General features: G+C 36.5%; 23 protein-coding genes, 1 tRNA gene, 1 pseudogene and 1 other annotated feature. Of the genes and pseudogenes, 18 read left to right on the top strand and 7 right to left on the bottom strand.

Annotated elements, in window-relative coordinates:
* Positions 1-112 precede the first annotated feature (112 nt).
* Positions 113-1,527 (top strand): annotated as a pseudogene (locus tag RV04_RS01050) (DHA2 family efflux MFS transporter permease subunit).
* A gap of 15 nt (positions 1,528-1,542) precedes the next feature.
* Complete coding sequence (locus RV04_RS01045) at positions 1,543-1,959, top strand: MarR family winged helix-turn-helix transcriptional regulator (protein WP_071856618.1); 417 nt, start codon at positions 1,543-1,545, stop codon at positions 1,957-1,959.
* 48 nt (positions 1,960-2,007) lie between these two features.
* On the opposite strand, the gene RV04_RS01040 is transcribed toward RV04_RS01045, so the two are convergent.
* Positions 2,008-2,424, bottom strand: coding sequence for an NUDIX domain-containing protein (locus tag RV04_RS01040; protein WP_071856617.1), 417 nt, complete (start codon positions 2,422-2,424; stop codon positions 2,008-2,010).
* Positions 2,425-2,585: 161 nt separating this feature from the next.
* On the opposite strand from RV04_RS01040, the gene RV04_RS01035 reads away from it, so the two are divergent.
* The 4 genes from RV04_RS01035 to lplA all read left to right on the top strand — a co-directional run bounded on the left by RV04_RS01035 (position 2,586) and on the right by lplA (position 6,345).
* Positions 2,586-3,665 carry a M42 family metallopeptidase gene (locus RV04_RS01035; RefSeq protein ID WP_071856616.1) on the top strand — a complete coding sequence of 360 codons (1,080 nt, stop codon included), beginning with the start codon at positions 2,586-2,588 and terminating at the stop codon, positions 3,663-3,665.
* 58 nt (positions 3,666-3,723) lie between these two features.
* Positions 3,724-4,497 carry a DUF975 family protein gene (locus RV04_RS01030; RefSeq protein ID WP_071856615.1) on the top strand — a complete coding sequence of 258 codons (774 nt, stop codon included), beginning with the start codon at positions 3,724-3,726 and terminating at the stop codon, positions 4,495-4,497.
* Positions 4,494-5,231, top strand: coding sequence for an MBL fold metallo-hydrolase (locus tag RV04_RS01025; protein WP_071856614.1), 738 nt, complete (start codon positions 4,494-4,496; stop codon positions 5,229-5,231). Before RV04_RS01030 ends, RV04_RS01025 begins: the two co-directional genes overlap by 4 nt.
* 106 nt (positions 5,232-5,337) lie before the next feature.
* On the top strand, positions 5,338-6,345 hold the full coding sequence (gene lplA / locus RV04_RS01020) for a lipoate--protein ligase (protein WP_071856613.1): 1,008 nt from the start codon (positions 5,338-5,340) through the stop codon (positions 6,343-6,345).
* A 45-nt stretch (positions 6,346-6,390) separates the two neighbouring features.
* On the opposite strand, the gene RV04_RS01015 is transcribed toward lplA, so the two are convergent.
* Positions 6,391-8,064 (bottom strand): hypothetical protein, encoded by a 1,674-nt coding sequence (locus tag RV04_RS01015; RefSeq protein WP_084405482.1) that lies wholly within the window; start codon positions 8,062-8,064, stop codon positions 6,391-6,393.
* 190 nt (positions 8,065-8,254) lie between these two features.
* On the opposite strand from RV04_RS01015, the gene RV04_RS01010 reads away from it, so the two are divergent.
* On the top strand, positions 8,255-8,776 hold the full coding sequence (locus RV04_RS01010; protein ID WP_071856612.1) for a S24/S26 family peptidase: 522 nt from the start codon (positions 8,255-8,257) through the stop codon (positions 8,774-8,776).
* A 14-nt stretch (positions 8,777-8,790) separates the two neighbouring features.
* On the opposite strand, the gene RV04_RS01005 is transcribed toward RV04_RS01010, so the two are convergent.
* Positions 8,791-9,159: an ACT domain-containing protein gene (locus RV04_RS01005; RefSeq protein WP_071856611.1), complete on the bottom strand. Its 369-nt coding sequence runs from the start codon at positions 9,157-9,159 to the stop codon at positions 8,791-8,793.
* Positions 9,160-9,288: 129 nt separating this feature from the next.
* Between RV04_RS01005 and RV04_RS01000 the strand changes: the two genes are divergently transcribed.
* The 4 genes from RV04_RS01000 to RV04_RS00985 all read left to right on the top strand — a co-directional run bounded on the left by RV04_RS01000 (position 9,289) and on the right by RV04_RS00985 (position 11,720).
* Entirely contained in the window at positions 9,289-10,248 is a 960-nt protein-coding gene (locus RV04_RS01000) for a quinone oxidoreductase family protein (RefSeq protein ID WP_071856610.1), read from the top strand.
* A 74-nt stretch (positions 10,249-10,322) separates the two neighbouring features.
* The gene (locus tag RV04_RS00995) at positions 10,323-10,592 is read left to right on the top strand and encodes a Na+-transporting malonate decarboxylase, carboxybiotin decarboxylase subunit, madB (RefSeq protein WP_071856609.1); all 270 of its coding nucleotides are present in this window, start codon (positions 10,323-10,325) and stop codon (positions 10,590-10,592) included.
* A 144-nt stretch (positions 10,593-10,736) separates the two neighbouring features.
* A complete protein-coding gene (locus RV04_RS13165; protein ID WP_071856608.1) occupies positions 10,737-11,333 on the top strand; it encodes a hypothetical protein in 597 nt (198 codons plus the stop codon).
* 126 nt (positions 11,334-11,459) lie between these two features.
* Positions 11,460-11,720 carry a SemiSWEET family transporter gene (locus RV04_RS00985; protein ID WP_071856607.1) on the top strand — a complete coding sequence of 87 codons (261 nt, stop codon included), beginning with the start codon at positions 11,460-11,462 and terminating at the stop codon, positions 11,718-11,720.
* 80 nt (positions 11,721-11,800) lie between these two features.
* Here RV04_RS00985 and RV04_RS00980 read toward each other — a convergent pair.
* From RV04_RS00980 to RV04_RS00965, 4 genes are all read right to left on the bottom strand, one after another.
* Positions 11,801-11,874: transfer RNA gene (locus RV04_RS00980), tRNA-Arg, on the bottom strand.
* 121 nt (positions 11,875-11,995) lie between these two features.
* Positions 11,996-12,832, bottom strand: coding sequence for an alpha/beta hydrolase (locus RV04_RS00975; protein WP_071856606.1), 837 nt, complete (start codon positions 12,830-12,832; stop codon positions 11,996-11,998).
* Positions 12,833-12,932: 100 nt separating this feature from the next.
* Positions 12,933-13,601 (bottom strand): O-methyltransferase, encoded by a 669-nt coding sequence (locus RV04_RS00970; protein WP_071856605.1) that lies wholly within the window; start codon positions 13,599-13,601, stop codon positions 12,933-12,935.
* Positions 13,601-14,248, bottom strand: a complete 648-nt coding sequence (locus RV04_RS00965; protein ID WP_071856604.1) for a uracil-DNA glycosylase — start codon at positions 14,246-14,248, stop codon at positions 13,601-13,603. Before RV04_RS00965 ends, RV04_RS00970 begins: the two co-directional genes overlap by 1 nt.
* A gap of 196 nt (positions 14,249-14,444) precedes the next feature.
* Positions 14,445-14,516: a sequence feature (ribosomal protein L21 leader region), on the top strand.
* Between the two features lie 20 nt (positions 14,517-14,536).
* On the opposite strand from RV04_RS00965, the gene rplU reads away from it, so the two are divergent.
* From rplU to RV04_RS00930, 7 genes are all read left to right on the top strand, one after another.
* Complete coding sequence (gene rplU, locus RV04_RS00960) at positions 14,537-14,845, top strand: 50S ribosomal protein L21 (RefSeq protein WP_010740661.1); 309 nt, start codon at positions 14,537-14,539, stop codon at positions 14,843-14,845.
* Positions 14,846-14,866: 21 nt separating this feature from the next.
* Entirely contained in the window at positions 14,867-15,217 is a 351-nt protein-coding gene (locus tag RV04_RS00955; RefSeq protein ID WP_071856603.1) for a ribosomal-processing cysteine protease Prp, read from the top strand.
* 12 nt (positions 15,218-15,229) lie between these two features.
* Positions 15,230-15,523, top strand: coding sequence for a 50S ribosomal protein L27 (gene rpmA, locus RV04_RS00950; protein WP_010779981.1), 294 nt, complete (start codon positions 15,230-15,232; stop codon positions 15,521-15,523).
* 384 nt (positions 15,524-15,907) lie between these two features.
* Positions 15,908-16,594 (top strand): hypothetical protein, encoded by a 687-nt coding sequence (locus RV04_RS13430; RefSeq protein WP_245791023.1) that lies wholly within the window; start codon positions 15,908-15,910, stop codon positions 16,592-16,594.
* Positions 16,595-16,775: 181 nt separating this feature from the next.
* Positions 16,776-17,696, top strand: coding sequence for a DUF6731 family protein (locus tag RV04_RS00940; protein ID WP_071856602.1), 921 nt, complete (start codon positions 16,776-16,778; stop codon positions 17,694-17,696).
* A gap of 21 nt (positions 17,697-17,717) precedes the next feature.
* Positions 17,718-18,260: a hypothetical protein gene (locus RV04_RS00935; protein WP_071856601.1), complete on the top strand. Its 543-nt coding sequence runs from the start codon at positions 17,718-17,720 to the stop codon at positions 18,258-18,260.
* Between the two features lie 419 nt (positions 18,261-18,679).
* Complete coding sequence (locus RV04_RS00930) at positions 18,680-19,387, top strand: putative ABC transporter permease (protein ID WP_071856600.1); 708 nt, start codon at positions 18,680-18,682, stop codon at positions 19,385-19,387.
* Positions 19,388-19,598: the final 211 nt, after the last annotated feature.

The raw sequence follows: 19,598 nt of genomic DNA, 5'->3' as shown, positions 1-19,598 counted from the left end.
AGACCTTTCAACTAATTGAAGGGTCTAAAGAGTTTTTTTTGCTTGATTTATTTGAGAAAAGGGCTTATTCTATAAAACGTTAGCTTGCTAACGAATTATAGGGGGTCTTTTTATGTCAAACAATCAACATTCAGCAATTCCTTTAAAGGTTGTGCTCTCAATCATTGCAACAGGTATTATGTCATTTTGTGGCGTGATTGTTGAGACAGCTATGAACATTACATTTCCAACATTGATGGAAGAATTCCAAGTTCCAACAAGTACCGTTCAATGGTTAACAACGGGCTATCTGTTGATGGTGGCCATCATAGTGCCACTATCTGCAACATTAAAAAAACGATTTAATTTGAAAACATTGTTCCTTTTTGCGAATTTGAGTTTTTTATTTGGTTTATTGATTGATAGTTTTGCACCGAATTTTGGCATCTTATTGTTAGGTCGAGTGATTCAAGGATTGGGGACGGGGGTTGCCTTACCATTGATGTTCAATATTATTTTAGAACAAGTTTCGGTTGAGAAACGTGGAACAATGATGGGTGTAGGGACATTGATTACTGCAGTTGCCCCAGCGCTCGGCCCGACATTTGGTGGGATCGCGGTATCAAGCTTAGGGTGGCGTTATATCTTTGTATTATTATTGCCTTTTATTTTATGTTCGCTAGCGATTGGATTGAAATGCATCCAACAAGTGCAACCAACTCAACGTGTCTCAGTTGATTGTTTGAGTATCGGATTTGTTGTTATAACATTTGTAGGTTTGATTGTTGGATTTAGTGAATTCGGCACTAAAGACTTTTTGAGTTTGGCTGTTGCCGGTGCATTATTCATCGGTATTATCGGATTGCTTTTATTTATCCGAAGATCTATGAAAATTGAGCAACCATTGATCGATATCAAGGTGTTAAAATCGGGGACGTTTGGTGGTCATGTTTTTGCTTTTTTTGTTTTACAGTTAAGCACATTGGGAATGTCGTTTATTTTGCCTAACTATATTCAATTGGTCAATGGGTCAAGTGCAACGGTTGCGGGTTTGGTTATTTTGCCCGCTGCCCTTTTAGGAGCAATTATGTCACCTATCAGTGGAAAAATCTTAGATAGTTTTGGTGCTAGAAAACCAATTTTAACAGGCGCTTGTTTGATTTTACTGTCGTTGATCATTTTTACATTTAATATCAGTGCTATGAAAATAATTTGATTTTGATCATCTATATTCTTTATATGTTTGGTTTAGGTCTATTATTTGGTAATATTATGACGAGTGGCTTGAGCCAACTTTCCTTTGCGCAACAAAGTGACGGCAATGCGATCTTAAATACTTTGCAACAATTTGCAGGAGCTACTGGGACATCGATTGTCTCTGCGATCATTGCCATTAGTCAAACATCTGGACACGGTACACAAGCTCATCTTACTGCAATGGGCTCGCGGAATGCTTTAATCATTTTGACGGTCCTTATGTTGATAACTTTGTTCGTCCTATTTAAAAGTGTCAAAGGCCGATCGGATGTTAAGATAAAAAATAGCTAATCAAAAGGAGCGCTTATGAAAAATGTAGGTCGAGAGATCAAACGAGCTGTAAATCAAATGGATAAAGCAATGGATGCTTATGCTCGTTCATTTGACTTGACGGGTGTTCAATTATCGATCATCCATATGTTGAGCGAACGCAAACAACAAAATGTTTTACAGCGAGACATCGAACAAGAATTCAATATTCAACGTTCGACTGCAACCGTTATTCTTCAGCGAATGGAAAAAAAAGGCTTGATCCAACGAAAAAAGGCCAATCAAGATGCTCGACAAAAGCAAGTGATGCTTACGCCAACAGCGTTAGCTTTTGAAAAAAGCGCAGCTGAGTATATTGATGGGCAACAAGCTTTGATCGAGCAAAGATTCACAGAGCAACAACGAAAAGACTTTGAAGCCATCTTAGCGTTCTTCATTGAACAAAATAGTTGAGCAAAAAAAGAGCAATGCTTTGCTCTTTTTTTGTTTGCCACAGCTACTTTATTGATTATTGTCAAAATAAATTTGTTGTTGTTCGTCAAAGAAAATCGGGAGGAGTTCGTTTAGTGTACCGGCTAATTTTTTGGCTGTTAACGCTTCTTTATTTACCCATAAAAGATCGCTAGCAACAGGGCGTTTTTCCACGGTTGCCGTATAGAGAAAGGCTAATTCACGAGTTTGTTTGTTGAGATTGTTCCATTCGGCGGTACCTTTTAAAATCGGCTCGATAACAAAATCGGTTTCTTCTTTGATTTCACGAATTGCAGCAGTATAACTGCCTTCGTTTTGTTCCACGTGTCCACCAGGAAAGGTCCAGCCTGGCCAATCTGTCTTTTTCCGATCTTGAACTAAAATCTCACCGTCTTCGTTTTCGATCATAACCATCATCGTGAATTCAATTGCTAGTAAACGTTCCATTCAATCACCTCCTAGCTAGTATACAACATACTACGCAGATAATTTTTACAATGGTATACTAACTTTATAATTAATGGATGAAAGCAGTCTTTTTACAAGGATGCCTGCTTAGTGAAACGTCCAAATTTTTAAATAAATGTTTAACCATAGGGGGACCAGAAGTGGACAAAAAAGAAGAACAATTATTGATTGATTTGACTTCAGCTCGCGGTATCGCAGGCAATGAAGAAGAAGTCAGAGAAGTATTCAAAAAGTATGCCAAAGAATTTTCGGATGATATTTTCTTTGATGGATTAGGCAGCGTGATCGCCAAACACGGTGGGGGTGGAGGCCCTAAAGTATTTATTTCTGGTCATTTGGACGAAGTCGGTTTTATGATCACCAAAATTACTGAAAAAGGGTTTCTTGAATTCCAAACGATCGGCGGTTGGTGGAACCAAGTAATGCTCGCACAACAAGTTGAGATCAAAACACGCAAAGGGAAAATCATCCATGGCGTGATCGGCTCAAAACCACCACACGTATTGACAGCAGAAGCACGCAAAAAGCCCTTTGAAATCAAGGATATGTTTATCGATATCGGTGCAACTAGTGCTGAAGAAGCCAAAGAATGGGGTATTCGTCCTGGCGATATGGTAACACCATACATCCAATATCAACGCATGAATGAGTCAAAATTCTTACTGGCTAAAGCTTGGGACAATCGAATTGGTACGGCAGTAGCTTTACGAGTGCTAGAAAATCTATCAAAACGTGAACATCATAATGTCTTGTTTGCTGGAAGTGATGTCCAAGAAGAAGTGGGATTACGTGGAGCAAGAACAAGCAGCCATATCGTCAATCCAGATATTGCTTTTGCACTTGATACAGGTACTGCTGGAGATACACCCGGAATGACACCTAAAGAGGCTGATTCTGTTTTAGGAAAAGGCCCGCAAATCTTGATTTATGATGCTTCAATGGTCCCTCATAAAAAATTATTAGATTTCGTGATCGATGTGGCAGAAGAATTGGAGATTCCTTTCCAATATACAGTCATAGCAGGTGGCGGAACGGATGCTGGTCAAATGCATTTGACTCGTGATGGCGTACCATCATTAGCAATCACCGTGCCTGTCCGTTATTTACATTCACATACTTCAGTGATCCACGAAGAGGATTACTTCAATACGATTAAATTAGTGACCGAAGTTGTTGCGCGCTTAGATTATGATACTGTGGGTGAAATCAAAAATTATTAGTAGTTTTAAATATTGGGGAAGGATTCTCAAATAAATAATTGAAAAAGGAAGTGGATCTATGCGTCTTAGTGAATATCGTCAAACAGCCAAAGATCGGTTAAATGGACAATGGGGGATCAATGTTGGGTTGATTTTGATTATTGGGATTTTAACTGGAGCAATCGGTGGGGTTTCTTCAATCTCGAATAGAGAATCAATCCAGTTGGGAATCTCTTTTTTATTAAGTATTTTTGTCTTATTTGCCTTTAGTTATGCTATTTATTACATCAGTCTGTATGTCATCCGTGGCGGACGTGCAGAACTAGGTCAAATTTTTATTGTTTTTCAAAAAGGCTATTATGTACCGTTGTTACTGATCAATATTGCGGCTCAGATTGTTCAATATGTCTTGGCAGCAATTTTCTTTATTCCAATGTTGTTACGTGCAGGCAGTAGCGTTTATTTTTCGTTGATTGTCAGTGGTGGTGTGACGAGTGCGGGTAACGCTGCAACATTATTTGATATCGGCATGTTGACACTGTATCTTATTTTAACTGTGATCTTTTTGATCGTTTCAACGATCATCAGTATTCTCTTCAAATTTGCACTCTGGGTAAAATTCGATTATCCGGAATTAAGTGTTGGAGAGTGCATCAAACGTGCGTGGTTTTTACTAAGTGATCGTTGGGGTAAATACATCTTATTGCAACTTTCATTTATCGGTTGGTACATTTTAGGTTTCGTTGCTTTATTGGTCGGATTATTGTTTGTAGCGGTGTATGTCAATACAGCGAGTGCTGCTTTTTATGATCAAGCGGTCAAAGAAAAACTAACTCAGGAGGAATTGGTATGAAATTAACAGTTCTTGGTTGTCTAGGGGCCTATCCGTACGAGGGTCATGGAACCACTAGTTATTTGTTGCAATCAGATGGGTTCAATCTATTACTTGATGCCGGCAGTTCAACGTTAGTCGAGTTAGAAAAAGAATTGGATCCACTGGATTTAGATGCCGTGATCTTAACCCATTATCATCACGATCACATTGCTGATTTAGGTGTTTTACAATATTATTGGCAGCTTTATCCAACGCAAACGCCAAAACCGATTCTACCGATTTATGGCCATACGGAGGATGACTTTCATTTCAATGATTTAACGATGGAAGGAGTCACTGAAGGCCGTGCCTATTTTGAAGCAGAAGAATTGAAAATTGGCCCGTTTCTTGTTACGTTTATGAAGACGATTCATCCGGTACCATGCTATGCGATGCGTTTTGTAGAAGAAAAGACCGGAGCAGTATTTGTTTTTACTGGCGATTCCGGTTACTTAGAATCATTCAATCAATTTGCGAAAGCAGCGGATTTATTTTTAGCTGATACGTATCTGTTTGATGGGAATGAACATCATAAAGCACACTTTACCGCAGGTGAAGCAGGAACTTTTGCCAAAGAGGCGGCAGTTAAAAAATTGGTTTTAACACACTTGCCACAACATGGTGATTTAGAAAAGCTGCGTCAACAAGCAGTAGCTAAAAGTGAAGGCATCCCCGTTGAATTAGCAGCACCACATAAAGTCTTTGAGATTTAGCAGGGAATGAAATACGCCCATTTTTCGGGATAGATGATCGAAGAGAAAGGCTTTTGACCGGATAAAAAGAAAAGGTATTTCTCAATAAAAGCAGGGAGTTGGAAAAATGTTATACGTACCAAATGACAATGAACGTGATCCACGTGTGAATCTCGCAATTGAAACGTATTTATTACAAAACATGCCTTTAGATGAACCCATTTTACTTTTTTATATCAATGAGCCTTCGATCATTATCGGAAGAAATCAAAACACGATCGAAGAAATCAATAAAGAGTACGTAGATGAAAAGGGAATCCATGTGGTCCGTCGTTTGAGTGGTGGCGGGGCAGTCTATCATGATCCGGGTAATTTGAATTTTAGTTTTATCATGCCAGATGATGGTAATTCATTTAGAGATTTCAAAAAATTAACAGAACCGATCGTGGAAGCCTTACATAAATTAGGGATTGAAGGGGCACAACTAAAGGGCCGTAACGACCTCGTGATCGATGACAAAAAATTCTCAGGCAATGCGATGTATTCAACCAATGGACGGATGTTTGCTCATGGGACATTGATGTTTGATAGCGATATCGAGGAAGTCGTAAAAGCCTTAAAAGTAAAAAAAGATAAGATCGAATCCAAAGGAATCAAATCGATTCGCTCGCGTGTAACGAATATCAAAGATTATTTACCGGCTGAAAAACAAGCGATGTCGACAGAAGATTTCCGCCAAGCGATCTTACTTCAAATTTTTGGTGTTGAAAGTGAAGCTCAAATCAATACCCATGAATTGAATGAAGAAGATTGGCAAGTCATCAATCAAATCTCGGACGAATACTATCGTAATTGGGATTGGAACTATGGTCGCTCACCAGAATTCAATTTGGAACGGCAAAAACGTTTCCCAATTGGTTCGGTCGAAGTACGTTTAGATGTCGCTAATGGGTTGATTGAAAAAGCTAAAGTCTTTGGCGATTTCTTTGGATTAGGTGAGATCCAAGATGTTGAAGAACAATTAGTGGGTACACGTTATGAAAAGCAAGCCTTAACCGAAGCAATCGACAAAATCGATTTGGCTCACTACTTTGGTAATATCACAAAAGAAGAGTTTTTAGACTTGATCTATTAAAAAAAGCTGAAACAAAAGTAAATATTTACTTTTGTTTCAGCTTTTTTAGATAGCGAGAATAATTTTAAAGTATTGTTCCTTGCCCTTGTTTTCCCATGTCCAATGACCAGCTGAACGCCAGACCGTTTCTTTGAGTTTCTGATGAGTCGGATCTGTTTCAGCTTCAGTAATCAGTTCCAGTGAGTGACGTACAAAATTACTAGTGTTGCTTTCGATAATGAGTTGACTCGCTTGTTGTTCAATCGTTAATTCGACCGCACTATAATCCGAACTGTTCAAGAATTTTTCCAACAACTGAATCACTACCAATAATGGATATTCTTTTAAGAACGCTATTTCTGATGGAATAGCTAATTGACAGGTAAAAAACTTAGCATGTTTCGCAAATTCTTTCTGATAATACTCTTCGATCACTTGAAAGAGCTCATTCAGTGAGTAATTTTCAGTTTTATAGCGTTGGACTGCTAGTAATTTAAATGTTGCCAGTAAGTTGACTTGCTTTTCATGTTCTACTAATTGTCGTTGCTGTTCTTCTAAGCGTTGTGCTTGCTGTTGTTTTAGTGAAAAATAATTTTCAGTAAAGAAGTAGCCGCTAATCAAAACCATCAAACAACTGAAGATGATTAAGGGCCAATCGGTCGTTAAATTAACTGTACCAGTAAACAGTTGAATATAGTAAAAACCGTGGATAAAAGCAGCTAGGATGATCCCTGGGGAGCAGATCACGAAAAAATGATTCTCATCATTAGATTCCAGCATCGAAATAATTGCTGTATAGAGTGTAATAAATACATTGAAGCCACTGAATATATGAACTGAGATTGGCAAATTGATTTGTCCAATCAAAGTCAGCAGTAAAAAGCATAATGTAAGAGCTGTTTGGAAAAAGACCACTGGTCGGTATAAACTACGATAACGTTTGGATCGAGACAAGTAGTAATTCGTCAGACAGATCGGTATCAGTAAAAGCGTCAAATCACTAAACAAAGCAACTACTGTAGGATGGAAAAGTAGACTGATCTGATTGTTTGAAACGAGCGCTTGAATTCCAATACAGAAGACGAAACCAAGCAAAAAAACAGTCGAGTAAGTAAAGGAACGGGGCTTGTTTTTTTTCAATAGGAATAAAAGCCCGATTGCTACGAGCAATACAAGAACTAGAACAAGCAAAATTAATTGGGGTAGCGCATGAAAAATCAGATAACGGTCGAGATCTTCTGAATTTCCAATCAAAACTTGAGCCGGCACACCTGCATGGTAATTGTAAGGACTTTCCATAATGATCCGTAATTTTTGCCCTTGAAAATCTTTTGGTAGAGCAATGGTCGTATGAAGAAGTCCAGGTTTGTCTTGATCATTGGAAGCTTTATAGCGGTAAATTTGTTTGTCGCCTAATAAGACCGTTACCCATTGGTGATTGACTTTTAAGGCTATTTTTGGTGTATCAAGCGACATTATTAATGGTTTTTGCATGATCAGTAGATCATTGGCATGGATTTTTTCAATCCGCTGATGAGTATCCCCATAGATGTATTGGTCAGAGTGGTCTTTTAAAATAAAGGACCAACCATTTTTAAGTTCTTGGACAGTTGTTTTTTTTTGCTTAGTTTGGATTAATAATAAAAAGGAAATAATTAAAACAAAAATAACAATAGATATAAAATATTTTCTATTTTTTTTGACAATTATTGAATTTAGAATATTCTGATAAGAAGACATGAAACTACTCCTTTTTTAAGAAATAAACTTTATGATTTAATTTTATTATAATAATATTATCATATTGTCTCATCTAATCAAAATATATTTGAATTTAATTTCAAATAATAATATTTAAATGTAATTTTTTGGATATTGTGATATTCTTAAAGAAAGGGAATTCTTTACTTTTTGAGGGAGGAAAAAGCGGATGAAACGTAAAAAAATAACTATATTTTGTTCGTTTTTAATTTTTCTAATATTCTTCTTATCATTTGTAACGATTGTAATTCCAAGTGTATTGAAAGTAACACCGCATATCGTGGAAGACGATACGATGGCACCAGAATATAAAAAAAATGGACTGATTTTTGTAAAAGAAGCAGACCAACCAATCAATGTCGGTGATACGATCACTTATTATGAAAATCAAGGAACGGGAATCAAAACACGACGTGTCTTAGCACTGGACAATAAGATTTCTGGTTACTTTGTCAAAGGCGATAATGAGGAGAAGGCTGAGATGGGGATGGTCCACGAACGAAATCTGATTGGCTGTCCAGCATTTTATCTGCCTTATATAGGATTTTTAGTAAATCCCAAAATGTTAGATGTCATAAAAATTCTTTTATTTATCTTGGCTTTTCTTTTAACGCTGATTACTTTAATGTTTAATCCAGAGCGCCATAAGCGATACTTAGAATCATTTAAGGAAAAAGACCTCCGTTTATAGCGGAGGTCTTTTTCTTATTTTTCTACAGTATAATCATTGGCCTCTAATATGTTGATTGCCTCAACAAGCGTATCAGCTTTGACTAAAATATAATCAGTATTGTACGTTGAAATCGCAAAGATGCTGATATTTTTTGCAGCTAGTAGTGAGGAAATCGTCGCTAAGATACCAACTAGGCTAAAATCTAAAACCCCTTCGATTTTTAATGCGCGCCACTCATCTTCACGCTTGAGTGTATCTTTTGGAACAGTTTTGCTGGCAGACACGATCGATAATTCATCTTCTGTCTGACTGATGAACAAAGGTTTTTGTTTTAGATCGATGTGACTAAGATCGTGGACTTGATAGACAGAAAGTGGTTCTGATAATGTGAGTAATCTCATGGCAAACACTCCTTTTCATCTAAGCTACCAGAGAAGTCGGCTCAGAGCAAATCGGATTCTTTGCCGGAAAATTTTTCTCATAGTATATTTTAGGAAAGATGGATCTAGTCAATCAAAGGAGTAGATAAAATGAAAGCTTTGTATTTTGAAAAATTCGGTGATCGTGACGTTTTACATTATGGGACGGTCCAACGTCCTAAAATTAAATCAGATGAGATTCTTGTCAAAACTGATTATATCGGATTGAATTTTGCAGACATTTATCGCCGTCGGGGAGAATATCATATTGAAAAACACAGTCCTTATATCAACGGCTATGAAGCTTCAGGAATTGTTGTGGCAGTGGGAGAAAATGTAACGGCTCAAAAAGTTGGTGAGACAGTTTTATTTGTAGATGTCCCATTTGCCAATGCAGAATATGTGGCTGTTCCTAGTGAACGTGCGATTCGTCTACCAGAAAATATCGATAGTAAATTAGCGGCCAGTGTTGGCTTGCAGGGTCTGACTGCGGATTTTTTAGCTCATGATCTGGGAAAAAATACACCGAATGAAAAAGTCTTTATCACTGGGATCAGTGGAGGTGTCGGACAGCTTCTTTCTCAAATATTGATTGCGGATGGACTGGAAGTCTATGGTTCTGCTTCATCAGAAGAAAAAAAAGCTTTGGCTCTGGACCATGGCGTGCGTACTGTTTTTCCTAGTCGTGAGACAGACTGGGTCGAGTCGATTGAGGGACAATTTGCGACGGTTTACGACGGTGTAGGAAGTACGTTGCAACAAAGTTTGGATTTATTGAAACATCGTGGGAAAGTCGTCTTTTTCGGAATGGCTGGTGGGAATCCAATCAAAATAGATCCAGTGGCACTTATGTCCGAATCAAAAAGTTTATTGACCGGCGACTTATGGGACTATTTGACTAGTTATCAAGAGCGCAAGAATCGTAGCGAGCGTTTATTCAGCTATTTTGAACGAGGAAAAATCAAAATAAGTGAACCAACCATTTTTTCTTTGGCTGATGGTAAAGCGGCACATGAATATTTAGAGACTGGTAAGAGCATCGGGAAAGTCTTATTGAAGCCTGGATCGTGAATCACGAAAACCATTAAGCACAATTTTAGTTTTCTAATGCGCTTTCTAGTATAGTTGAATTAGGAGGTGAGAAAATGGAAAATCTTATTTTAATGGGGCACATTATTTTTGGGATCGCTTCATTTATTGGCTCATTATTATTAACTGTTGGCTTCAGAAATTCATTTGCCAATCTATCAACGATCCAAAAATCAGGTATCATTATTACAGTAATCGGCTTGTTCGGGACCGTTGCTTTTGCAATGTTAACAGGTGGCAACTTGATCGGTGCTATTTTATTTATTGTTTTAGGGATTGCGATGTGTGCACTATTGATCGTACCAAAAACACAAAAAGAATCGTAACAACCAAACTGCTCAGAGAATCCTCTGAGTAGTTTTTTTGATACTCAAAAAGGTCTTTAACTTTTAATGCCTATTTTATGATTGATGTTATCATTATTAGTGTATTACGTAGTAGCAATTTAATTTGAAAGGGGATTTTTGTTTATGGAAAATGTAGTAACTGTTAATTTTAAGGAAACATCAAAAGCATATGAGGTTTTAGCAGATCTTAAAACAAGCAATTCTTCTTTAAAAGTTCTTTCTGCGGGTATTATTGAAAATAAAGAGGGCGTACTTACAACTAAAGACGGTTTTAGTAAAGAAAGCACCGGAACAAACTGGGCAACTGGAGGATTGATCGGTGGTCTATTAGGAATCATTGGTGGCCCATTGGGAATATTGTTTGGTGGCAGCCTAGGTATGATGCTAGGTGATCTAGGAGACTTGGATGAAGTCACTGACAAAACAGATACGTTCAATAATATTGCAGAAGAAGTCAAATTAAATGATACTGTGTTATTAATTTTAATCCAAGAAGACGATCCGAAATTCTTAGATAGTTATTTATTTGATAATGGTGCAGAAAAAATCAATCGCGAATCATTGGCATCTATCCAACAAAAAATTGTAGCTGCTGAACAAGTTCAAGAAGAACTTGAAAAAGAAGCGAAGAAAAAAATAAAAGAGCAAAAGAAAGAAGAAGTGAAAGAAAAAGCTGATAGTAAAATTGAAGCAATCAAAGAACACTTCAAAAAAATCTAATCAATAAAAATGCAGCCAGATATTATGGTGTGGTTCTAGGAGGAACATGAATCCTGCTAAATGTGATCATGCTATGATTCTGGCTTCTTTTAATAGGTAATAGGAAAAAAAGTAGGAGAAAAGAATATGGATAATAGTAAATTAGTGAATCGTTTAGGAAGAATAGCTTCTGCGCTATCTGTTTTAATGTATGTATCGTATATTCCACAAATCATGAACAACTTAGATGGCATGAAAGGAAATCCAGTTCAACCGTTTGTCGCAATGGTCAACTGTATCGTCTGGACTCTATACGGGACGATGAAAAAAGAAAAAGATTGGGCAATTATCATCGCAAATGTTCCAGGGATTTTCTTGGGATTAATTACTTTTGTGACATCATTATAAAATTATTTGAACCATTGAAGAATAATTGAAAGCAAAAAAAGTTAGCGAACAGACTTGTTCGCTAACTTTTTTTATCATGATGTTCCAGGAGGGATTCGAACCCACGACCGCTCGCTTAGAAGGCGAGTGCTCTATCCAGCTGAGCTACTGGAACGAGACAAAAGTAGTCTATCATTGCGCATTAGAAGAATATTACCTTCTTCTTTAGAAAATGAAATAGTTTTGCAACAATTGCTATTATAGAAAACCTACTCTTGCTTGTCAATGCTAATTCGTTATTTAACCGATTCAAAAAGATAATTTTGAAGTAAATCCAAGGTTTTAGGGTTTTCAATCAATGAACTATGCTCAGCAGCTTCGTCAACGATAATCTCTTTATATTTTTCACTATTCCCATAAATCATCCGACCAGCAAGAACACTGGTTAACGGAACCGTGGTATCGGTATTTTGTTTATCGACATTTCCAGCGATATTATACATCGTAATATTTTTAGGAATATTTTGGGTATTTTTTAAGTAGTAGTGTAATAGCTCACTTTCTACTTTGGGTTTAGTGAAGGTAGTGCTATCGGCATTGTATTCCCAAGAAGTATCGTTGTAAGGCGTTCCTAGGGTGACTAGATGGTTCAATGATGGATCGTTGCTTTGTTGCTCATTTTCGAGATAGCCAGTAATGACTAAACCACCATTAGAATAACCAAGATAATCATAGGTATTGAACGTATATTGTTTTTCAGCATAAGCTAAGGCTAATTGGAACCAGCGAGATTGCTTGGGTAAAGAAGGGTCTGAACCATCTTCAAAAGCAACCACGATAATGGGTCGTTGGGTCTTTTTGTTAAATTTTCCAGTAGCAGTGATCGAATCATCGGTATTGACCGTGATCTTTAGAACATCCACATTTTTTTGTTTCTGTTTTAAGGAATCAACCAAGTTATCAAATCGATCAACATCACCATTGGTTCCCGGCACCATGATGACAGGAGCGGGAATAGCTAAGGGTGAATTCGTTCTTGATGCGTGCACGGGATCAAGCTTTTGAAACAAAATAATACCAACTAAACAGATAAACAGTATGGTGATACTTATGCCTATTTTTTTTCTATTCACAGTTGCACCCCCTCCATTTCAACCTTAAGTTTACGCTAAAATATTCACGGTACAAGCAAAAAGGCAGAAATTCAAAAAAGTTTCAAATTTCTGCCATCTATTATTTGTTTTTTGAAATCAAAGCCACGCCATCGCCTAATGGTAAAAGGGTAGAAGTCAATTCGGGTGATTTTGTTACTTCTGCTAAAAACTCATTTAGATGACGATGAATCGCCCGATTTTTACGAGGGATCTCTTCGATCGACTGTAAAACAGTTCCAGCTTGGAAAATATCATCGACCATCAAAATACCGTCATCGGCTAAGACCCGTAAGCATTCTGGTAAAAAGGTAATGTATTTTGATTTGGCACTATCCATAAAGATAAAATCGTAAGGTCCTTCTAAAGTACTCAATAAATCAGCAGCATCGCCCTCGAGCAAGGTTACTTGGTCGGTTAAATCCAGTGCTGCGAAATTCTTTTTAGCCTTTTCGATCATGACAGGGAAGCGATCGATGGTTGTGATATGAGTATCTTTGCCAATAGTCTCAGCCATTAAGCTAGCAGAAAAGCCGATGGCAGTCCCAATTTCTAATACGTTTTTGGGTTGTTTTTGCTTCAATAAAAATTGTAAGAAGACCACTGTTTCGTGAGGGATGACGGGGACACCATTTTCATGGGCTACAGCTTCCAAATCTCCTAGTTTTCCAGTTAATTGTTTTTGTTCTGTTCGTAAGTAATTTAAGATATCTTCATTGATAATGGGACGGTACATCATTTCGTTGCGCATTATTCAACCTCTTTCTCTAGTAATTTTCCTAAATTTGTCCAATCTTCTTGAATTTTTTCGCTCAAGGAGCGGTTGTAAAAAATCGCTGCTGGATGAAAAAGGGGGAAGACGGTATATATTTTGTTCGTCAGTTGGTAGGCCTCTTTTTTTGGAGTAAGCTCAAAAATTGGTCCCTGATAAAGATCACCGTGGCAGTCACTGATTTGCTGTTTCGGACCTAACAGACGTTGTAGACCGATGTTACCTAAAGTAGCAATGAGTGGTGGTTGGACGGTGGCCAATTCATAATCCAAAATTGGCGCGTGAGCTAAAATTTCCTTTTTAGTCGGTGTTCGATTGGGATAAACCGTCTCAACTGCTTTTGTCCGTTTATTGATTCGTTCGACGATTTTATAGGGACGACTACGAACCGCACTTGTGATATAAGTGTTCTCCCGAGTTAAACCGATCTCAGCCATGACTTTCAGTAATTCTTTACCAGCTGCACCAGAAAAGGGAATATGATTAATGACTTCGTTGCGGCCAGGGGCTTCACCGATGAGCATCAATTTGGGCTGGAGCGGTCCTTGACCTGCGATAAAGCCTTCTAATTGAAAACCTTTCGAGCGCTGCGCCACTAATTCAATCAGAGTTTCTGGATAATCCATGTTTAAAGCCTCACTTTGCTAAAACAGTAGCATTTAAAAAATCATTATTCGTTTTTTTCAAGATATAGATGAAGAAATAATGTGTTGAATAGTTTTCATCTTTCTAATAGTAGAAAAAACAACGCCCTGAGTCAATAAATAATCATTGACTTAAGGAAATATTTTTAGTAGACTGTTAATGTTGTAATTGTGGAACTCACAGCTACAACCGCGCAGAACAAGTTATTAAGAACTTCGGTCACTTGGGATGGCGAGTCTAAGTATCTATTATAAGGAGGTGCCACAAGCATGTACGCAATCATCAAAACTGGCGGTAAACAAATCAAAGTTGAAGAAGGTCAAGCAGTCTACATTGAAAAATTAGACGTTGAGGCTGGAGAAAAAGTTGTCTTCGACCAAGTTGTTTTAGTAGGCGGCGAATCTACAAAAGTAGGAGCTCCTATCGTTGAAGGTGCAACTGTTGAAGGAACTGTTGAAAAACACGGCAAACAAAAGAAAGTCGTTACTTTCAAATACAAACCTAAAAAACATTCACACCGTAAACAAGGTCATCGTCAACCTTACACTAAAGTTGTCATTGACTCAATCAAAGCATAATAAAAAAAGAAGGTGCCTAAGTTGATCAAAGGTACATTCAATCGAAATGACGCAGGTCAAATCAGCGAATTTACACTGACTGGTCACGCAGAAGCAGGACCTTACGGTAGCGATATCGTTTGTGCCGCCGTTTCCGCTTTGGCTATCAGTACAGTAAATAGCTTGGATGCACTAGCAGGGATTATTCCTACTGTTGAAACAAAAGAAGATGAAGGTGGCTACCTTCATGTTGCTTTAGAATTAGACGATACGATGTCCCAAGAGCAGATGAATATCTCGCAAATATTGTTAGAGCATTTATTATTAGGTTTGCAGTCAATCGAAAAAGACTATCTGGATTTCATTGAGATCCAAACAGAATCTAAATCATAGGAGGTGCAGCTCATGTTAATGAATATGAACTTACAATTATTCGCCCACAAAAAAGGTGGCGGTTCAACTTCTAACGGACGTGACTCAGAATCAAAACGTTTAGGTGCTAAACGTGCTGACGGTCAAACTGTTACTGGTGGATCAATTCTTTATCGCCAACGTGGTACTAAAATTTTCCCTGGTGTTAACGTAGGTATCGGTGGCGATGACACATTGTTTGCTAAAGTTGACGGCGTGGTACGTTTCGAACGTAAAGGTCGCGACAAAAAACAAGTGTCTGTATACCCAGTAGCTCAAGAAGCTTAATTACAAATAGCTCTATCCCTTGTCTTGCAAGGGATAGAGCTTTTTTTGTTTGGATAGATAGAGATTTGATTGTAAAATGTTTAGAAGTTATTAGCAAATTAATGGAATGTCGTGGACACCGGATAGAGAAGTTGCAGAACTGTTTGTTGATCAATACGAAGAAGCAGACTTTATAGTGTGAAAGTGGAATTTTCTGAGGTATTAGGTGTATTCGAAGGTATAGCTGGTACAATAGATGATTATGAAAATGGAATCGTATACCATAAGATAGAATATGTTTTGGATGCTGCTACGCTTGATGGTAGGGTTAAAGAGATAAGATTGAATTTAGGCAAGTCCATCGATTGATGGGCCTTTTGGTATACTGGTATCGAGGTGAGTTTGGTGGTAAATTATTTTTTAAAGCATCCTAGTGATTTCATTGGTTTAATTGGTAGTATTCTAACTGTTCTACTATCTGGATACATTTCAAATAAGGTTTCCAAAAGAAATATAGTAAGCGAACAAGCAAAAATAGATAAACAAATCACATCTGAAATTGAAAAATTACGTATTCAGTATGAATATAGTCAAAAGCTTAATAATTCAAATTATCTTTATCGTTTCAAGTTAGAAAAACTTGCAGATCTTTATGAGTTAGTCGTCCAATATGCAAGAAATAATGCTCAAGTAAGTTTAGAAATAGAATCACTACTGCGTAATACAAAAATTAATGATATTACTGATGAGCAAAAAAGTAGGTTTAAGGACTATCGCACACAGATTGAAGATGATTTTTTTAATAGAAATGTTATGAGAAATATTACTATAAATATGGCTTATTTTCCTCGTATAAAGAAGCAATGGGTGTATGTTTCTTCTTTAAAATTTAGGATAATTGATTTGTATATTGATCAAATACTTGGGCTACTTAAAATTACAGATCCAGTTAAATTTGATAAAAAAATTCCAGATAATTACACTTTAGGACAATTTCTTGATGATATTCATCGGGTTAGTTATGAAACGCAAAACATTTTAGATTTGATCGAAAATGAAGTTGGCAGATTGATGATGGAAATGGAAGCTTAATTGAGGATTAAAAAAATTATCAAATATAGGATACATTACATGAACGTATGTTCTTTTTGTGTGGTATAATACTGTCATAATCCTTTGATTATATTAGCTAATTGAAAGCTGAGAGAACCTTGTTTTCTTGGCTTTCTTTTGTTTTAATTAGGTTAGCTAATGTAATGGAAGAAGGATTATTATGGCAATAAAAAAATTTAAGTGTGAGTATTATCAATTGACTGAAGAAGTACCTAACGCAAGAGAAGCATTTTTTGACTTAGAAGCATGGATTAATATTATGGAAGGTGTTTCACTGGCGGAAAGAACGAGACCGTACAAAGAAGATTCTGTGAGACTAGAACAAGCATATTATCATCCCAATTATGAATGTTGGTTTTTACGTTTTATGCGTCAACGTCCTAATGATGTTCCATCTTTATCAGGGCCCGATATTCCAAGCGAATTTATGGATTTAGAAGATAACCAGTTTGTTAGTGAAGATGTTAGTTGCTTATTTGATCCTGAAAACAATGTTATAATGGTACAAAAAAATAGCCATAGTGTATCACCAGTTGGATTGGAGCAATACTTTAATAATACAACCCCAAATGAAACTGTAGTGCATCTGAGAAAGATAGTAGCGACTGATAGTTTTCAAAAAGTTAGACGTTCAAGAAGGTGTCGGAAAATTATTGTTAGAGTAGCAGACATGCCTACGCTAAGGGCTAGGGGATTATTAGATAATTTGAGAAGTACTGTAGGTCAGATGGTCAGAGCGATGCAAGAAACACCTTCCCCTTACTTAGAATTCACTTATTCTGTAGGTATGGATCGGTCGTTGGAAGTTGATGAAGATGAGGTAAATGCTATCGTAGATGATATTCAAAATAATCCGATTGTTTTTGATCGCGCAAAAGTGAATATTATTGAGGAGAACGAAACTAAGCAACGGATGGTTGATCTATTTTTAGATAGCCCTAAGGATGAAATTAGTTTTAATACTGAACGTAATAATCCCATACGTTTTGATGCAATGATGGATGCTTTAGGACAAAAGTATTGTCAAGGCAATGGTAGAGAAAATAGAAAACGAGATATAAATTTTTATCTGAGAAGATAACTTAATTGAGGTGGTGTGACAATGATGAAAATAGTTGATAAAATTATTTGGCGTTTTCCACTACTTTTTTCTGTGACTATTTGTATAGTTAATTTAAACTTAGGTATAGTTAAACACGATCTTCCGGGTTTAGATAAAATATTAGAGTCTGTAATAACATTCACATCAATAATAATTGGTGTGCTAGTTGCACTATTTGGAGTCGTTGTAACTTTGGCAGATAAAGATATTATGATTAAATTACAAAGAAATAGAGGAGACAAAATAATTTTTAAATATAGTTTAGAGACTTTAATAACAAATTTTATTTTGCTTATCATTTCTATTATCATGCAATCAGTTCTAGAGTTCTCTCCAACACTAAAATATGTTGATTACTGTGTGTATACATGGGTTTTCTTTTTAATTTTTTCAATAGCTTCATCAATACGGACTATATATTACTTACTTTTGATATCTTTTAACCAAGATGACAAGTCTAATAGACCTAAATCTAGTTTAAAAATTAGCAATGAGGAAAGGACTAAGTTAAGAATGAAAAAGGTTCCACCTCAAAAAGATTAAAAAGAGGGAAACTAATAACTGATTTTCCTCTTTTTGTAATTTCTCCTATTTCTTGATTGTAAATTAAGGATATTAATAAGAAAAACCGCCCACAAAGTGAACGGCTGCCCCAAGTCAATTTGATTACACTTAGTTTTATTCAGTTTAGTATATTGGCTTATAAAGACTTTGGAATAGCGGTTTATTTTCCTTAGTAAACATAGCCTAAAATTGTTCATTTCTTTACCCAGTAGCTCAAAGAAGCTTAATTACAAATAGCTCTATCCCTTGTCTAGCAAGGGATGGAGCTTTTTTTGTTTGGCTAAAACTAGGTTTACCGAGTGGTCTCCCGAGATTCAGTTTTGTTATGGCTTTATAAACACTGTGCTTAATGGTATGGTAATTTTAGGGTTATAAATAAAATTTGAAAGGGAGAGACGATGGAATCTATTTTTATGACATTTATTGTGTATTCATTTATTGGATGGGTATGGGAGAGCATTTATTGTTCCTTTAAAGCGAGGCATTATGTCTATAGAGGTTTTTTATTAGGTCCGTATTGCCCGGTTTATGGTTTTGGCGTTTCGGCCGTCATTTTGTTAGTCCCGGAACATGCAGGGACGTTGCTCAATTTATATTTTAATATTGTAGTGATTGTGACGATCATTGAGTTTTTCACTAGTTGGATACTAGAAAAATTCTTTAGTATGAAGTTATGGGATTACTCAAAGGTACCATTGAATATTGAAGGTCGAGTGGCAGTTCCCGTATCATTATTTTGGGGGATCGGATGCTTATTTTTATTAAAGGTAATCAATCCTGTGATCCAAGAAAAAATCCATGATTTTGCTGAGATTACCAATAGTATTGGACCAATTATTTTAGCTATTCTATTTTTCGCAGATGTTTTAGCGACATTGATATTCACGCTTACAACCAAGAGCGAAGTGGAAGCTGTGGTCGATACATCAGATTCTAACAACGCCGCAATAAAAGAGTTTCGATTAGAGCACTTATTCAGCAATCGTAAATCATCTAATAGTAGAGAAAAAGTAATCGAGTTGATCAAAAATCGTCCGATGAAATTGAAACATCACAATTTGAATCGTTTAGTTAAAAACTATCCAAATATTAGCTTTAGAAAATAATTTTAACTAACAAGAATTGGGTACAGCCTGACTTTTTAATCGAGGTCAGGCTTTTTTGCGTATGTATATATAATAGAAGAAAACCGTCATTTTTTCTAATTACTGAAAAATAAAACTAAATTCACTAAAGAAAGTAATAAATAAAAACCAACATTTTTCATTTTTATAAAAATAGTGTATCATTTAAATACGAATGTTTGACATTTTATAA

Origin of the sequence: Enterococcus hermanniensis (assembly GCF_001885945.1) — a bacterium.
GTDB lineage: Bacteria > Bacillota > Bacilli > Lactobacillales > Enterococcaceae > Enterococcus_A > Enterococcus_A hermanniensis.
The sequence above is the reverse complement of the archived record's forward strand: the minus strand, read 5'-3'. Positions and strand labels throughout refer to the sequence as shown.

Bases quoted from the DNA above. Each gene is read 5' to 3' on its own strand.
- RV04_RS01015 (WP_084405482.1), bottom strand. From the start codon at position 8,064: ATGTCTTCTTATCAGAATATTCTAAATTCAATAATTGTCAAAAAAAAT.
- RV04_RS01000 (WP_071856610.1), top strand. From the start codon at position 9,289: ATGAAAGCTTTGTATTTTGAAAAATTCGGTGATCGTGACGTTTTACAT.
- rpmA (WP_010779981.1), top strand. From the start codon at position 15,230: ATGTTAATGAATATGAACTTACAATTATTCGCCCACAAAAAAGGTGGC.
- RV04_RS01045 (WP_071856618.1), top strand. From the start codon at position 1,543: ATGAAAAATGTAGGTCGAGAGATCAAACGAGCTGTAAATCAAATGGAT.
- RV04_RS00940 (WP_071856602.1), top strand. From the start codon at position 16,776: ATGGCAATAAAAAAATTTAAGTGTGAGTATTATCAATTGACTGAAGAA.
- RV04_RS00995 (WP_071856609.1), top strand. From the start codon at position 10,323: ATGGAAAATCTTATTTTAATGGGGCACATTATTTTTGGGATCGCTTCA.
- RV04_RS00965 (WP_071856604.1), bottom strand. From the start codon at position 14,248: ATGGATTATCCAGAAACTCTGATTGAATTAGTGGCGCAGCGCTCGAAA.
- RV04_RS13165 (WP_071856608.1), top strand. From the start codon at position 10,737: ATGGAAAATGTAGTAACTGTTAATTTTAAGGAAACATCAAAAGCATAT.
- RV04_RS01030 (WP_071856615.1), top strand. From the start codon at position 3,724: ATGCGTCTTAGTGAATATCGTCAAACAGCCAAAGATCGGTTAAATGGA.
- RV04_RS01005 (WP_071856611.1), bottom strand. From the start codon at position 9,159: ATGAGATTACTCACATTATCAGAACCACTTTCTGTCTATCAAGTCCAC.
- RV04_RS01040 (WP_071856617.1), bottom strand. From the start codon at position 2,424: ATGGAACGTTTACTAGCAATTGAATTCACGATGATGGTTATGATCGAA.
- RV04_RS00930 (WP_071856600.1), top strand. From the start codon at position 18,680: ATGGAATCTATTTTTATGACATTTATTGTGTATTCATTTATTGGATGG.
- RV04_RS00985 (WP_071856607.1), top strand. From the start codon at position 11,460: ATGGATAATAGTAAATTAGTGAATCGTTTAGGAAGAATAGCTTCTGCG.
- RV04_RS00970 (WP_071856605.1), bottom strand. From the start codon at position 13,601: ATGCGCAACGAAATGATGTACCGTCCCATTATCAATGAAGATATCTTA.
- lplA (WP_071856613.1), top strand. From the start codon at position 5,338: ATGTTATACGTACCAAATGACAATGAACGTGATCCACGTGTGAATCTC.
- RV04_RS00935 (WP_071856601.1), top strand. From the start codon at position 17,718: ATGATGAAAATAGTTGATAAAATTATTTGGCGTTTTCCACTACTTTTT.
- rplU (WP_010740661.1), top strand. From the start codon at position 14,537: ATGTACGCAATCATCAAAACTGGCGGTAAACAAATCAAAGTTGAAGAA.
- RV04_RS01025 (WP_071856614.1), top strand. From the start codon at position 4,494: ATGAAATTAACAGTTCTTGGTTGTCTAGGGGCCTATCCGTACGAGGGT.
- RV04_RS01010 (WP_071856612.1), top strand. From the start codon at position 8,255: ATGAAACGTAAAAAAATAACTATATTTTGTTCGTTTTTAATTTTTCTA.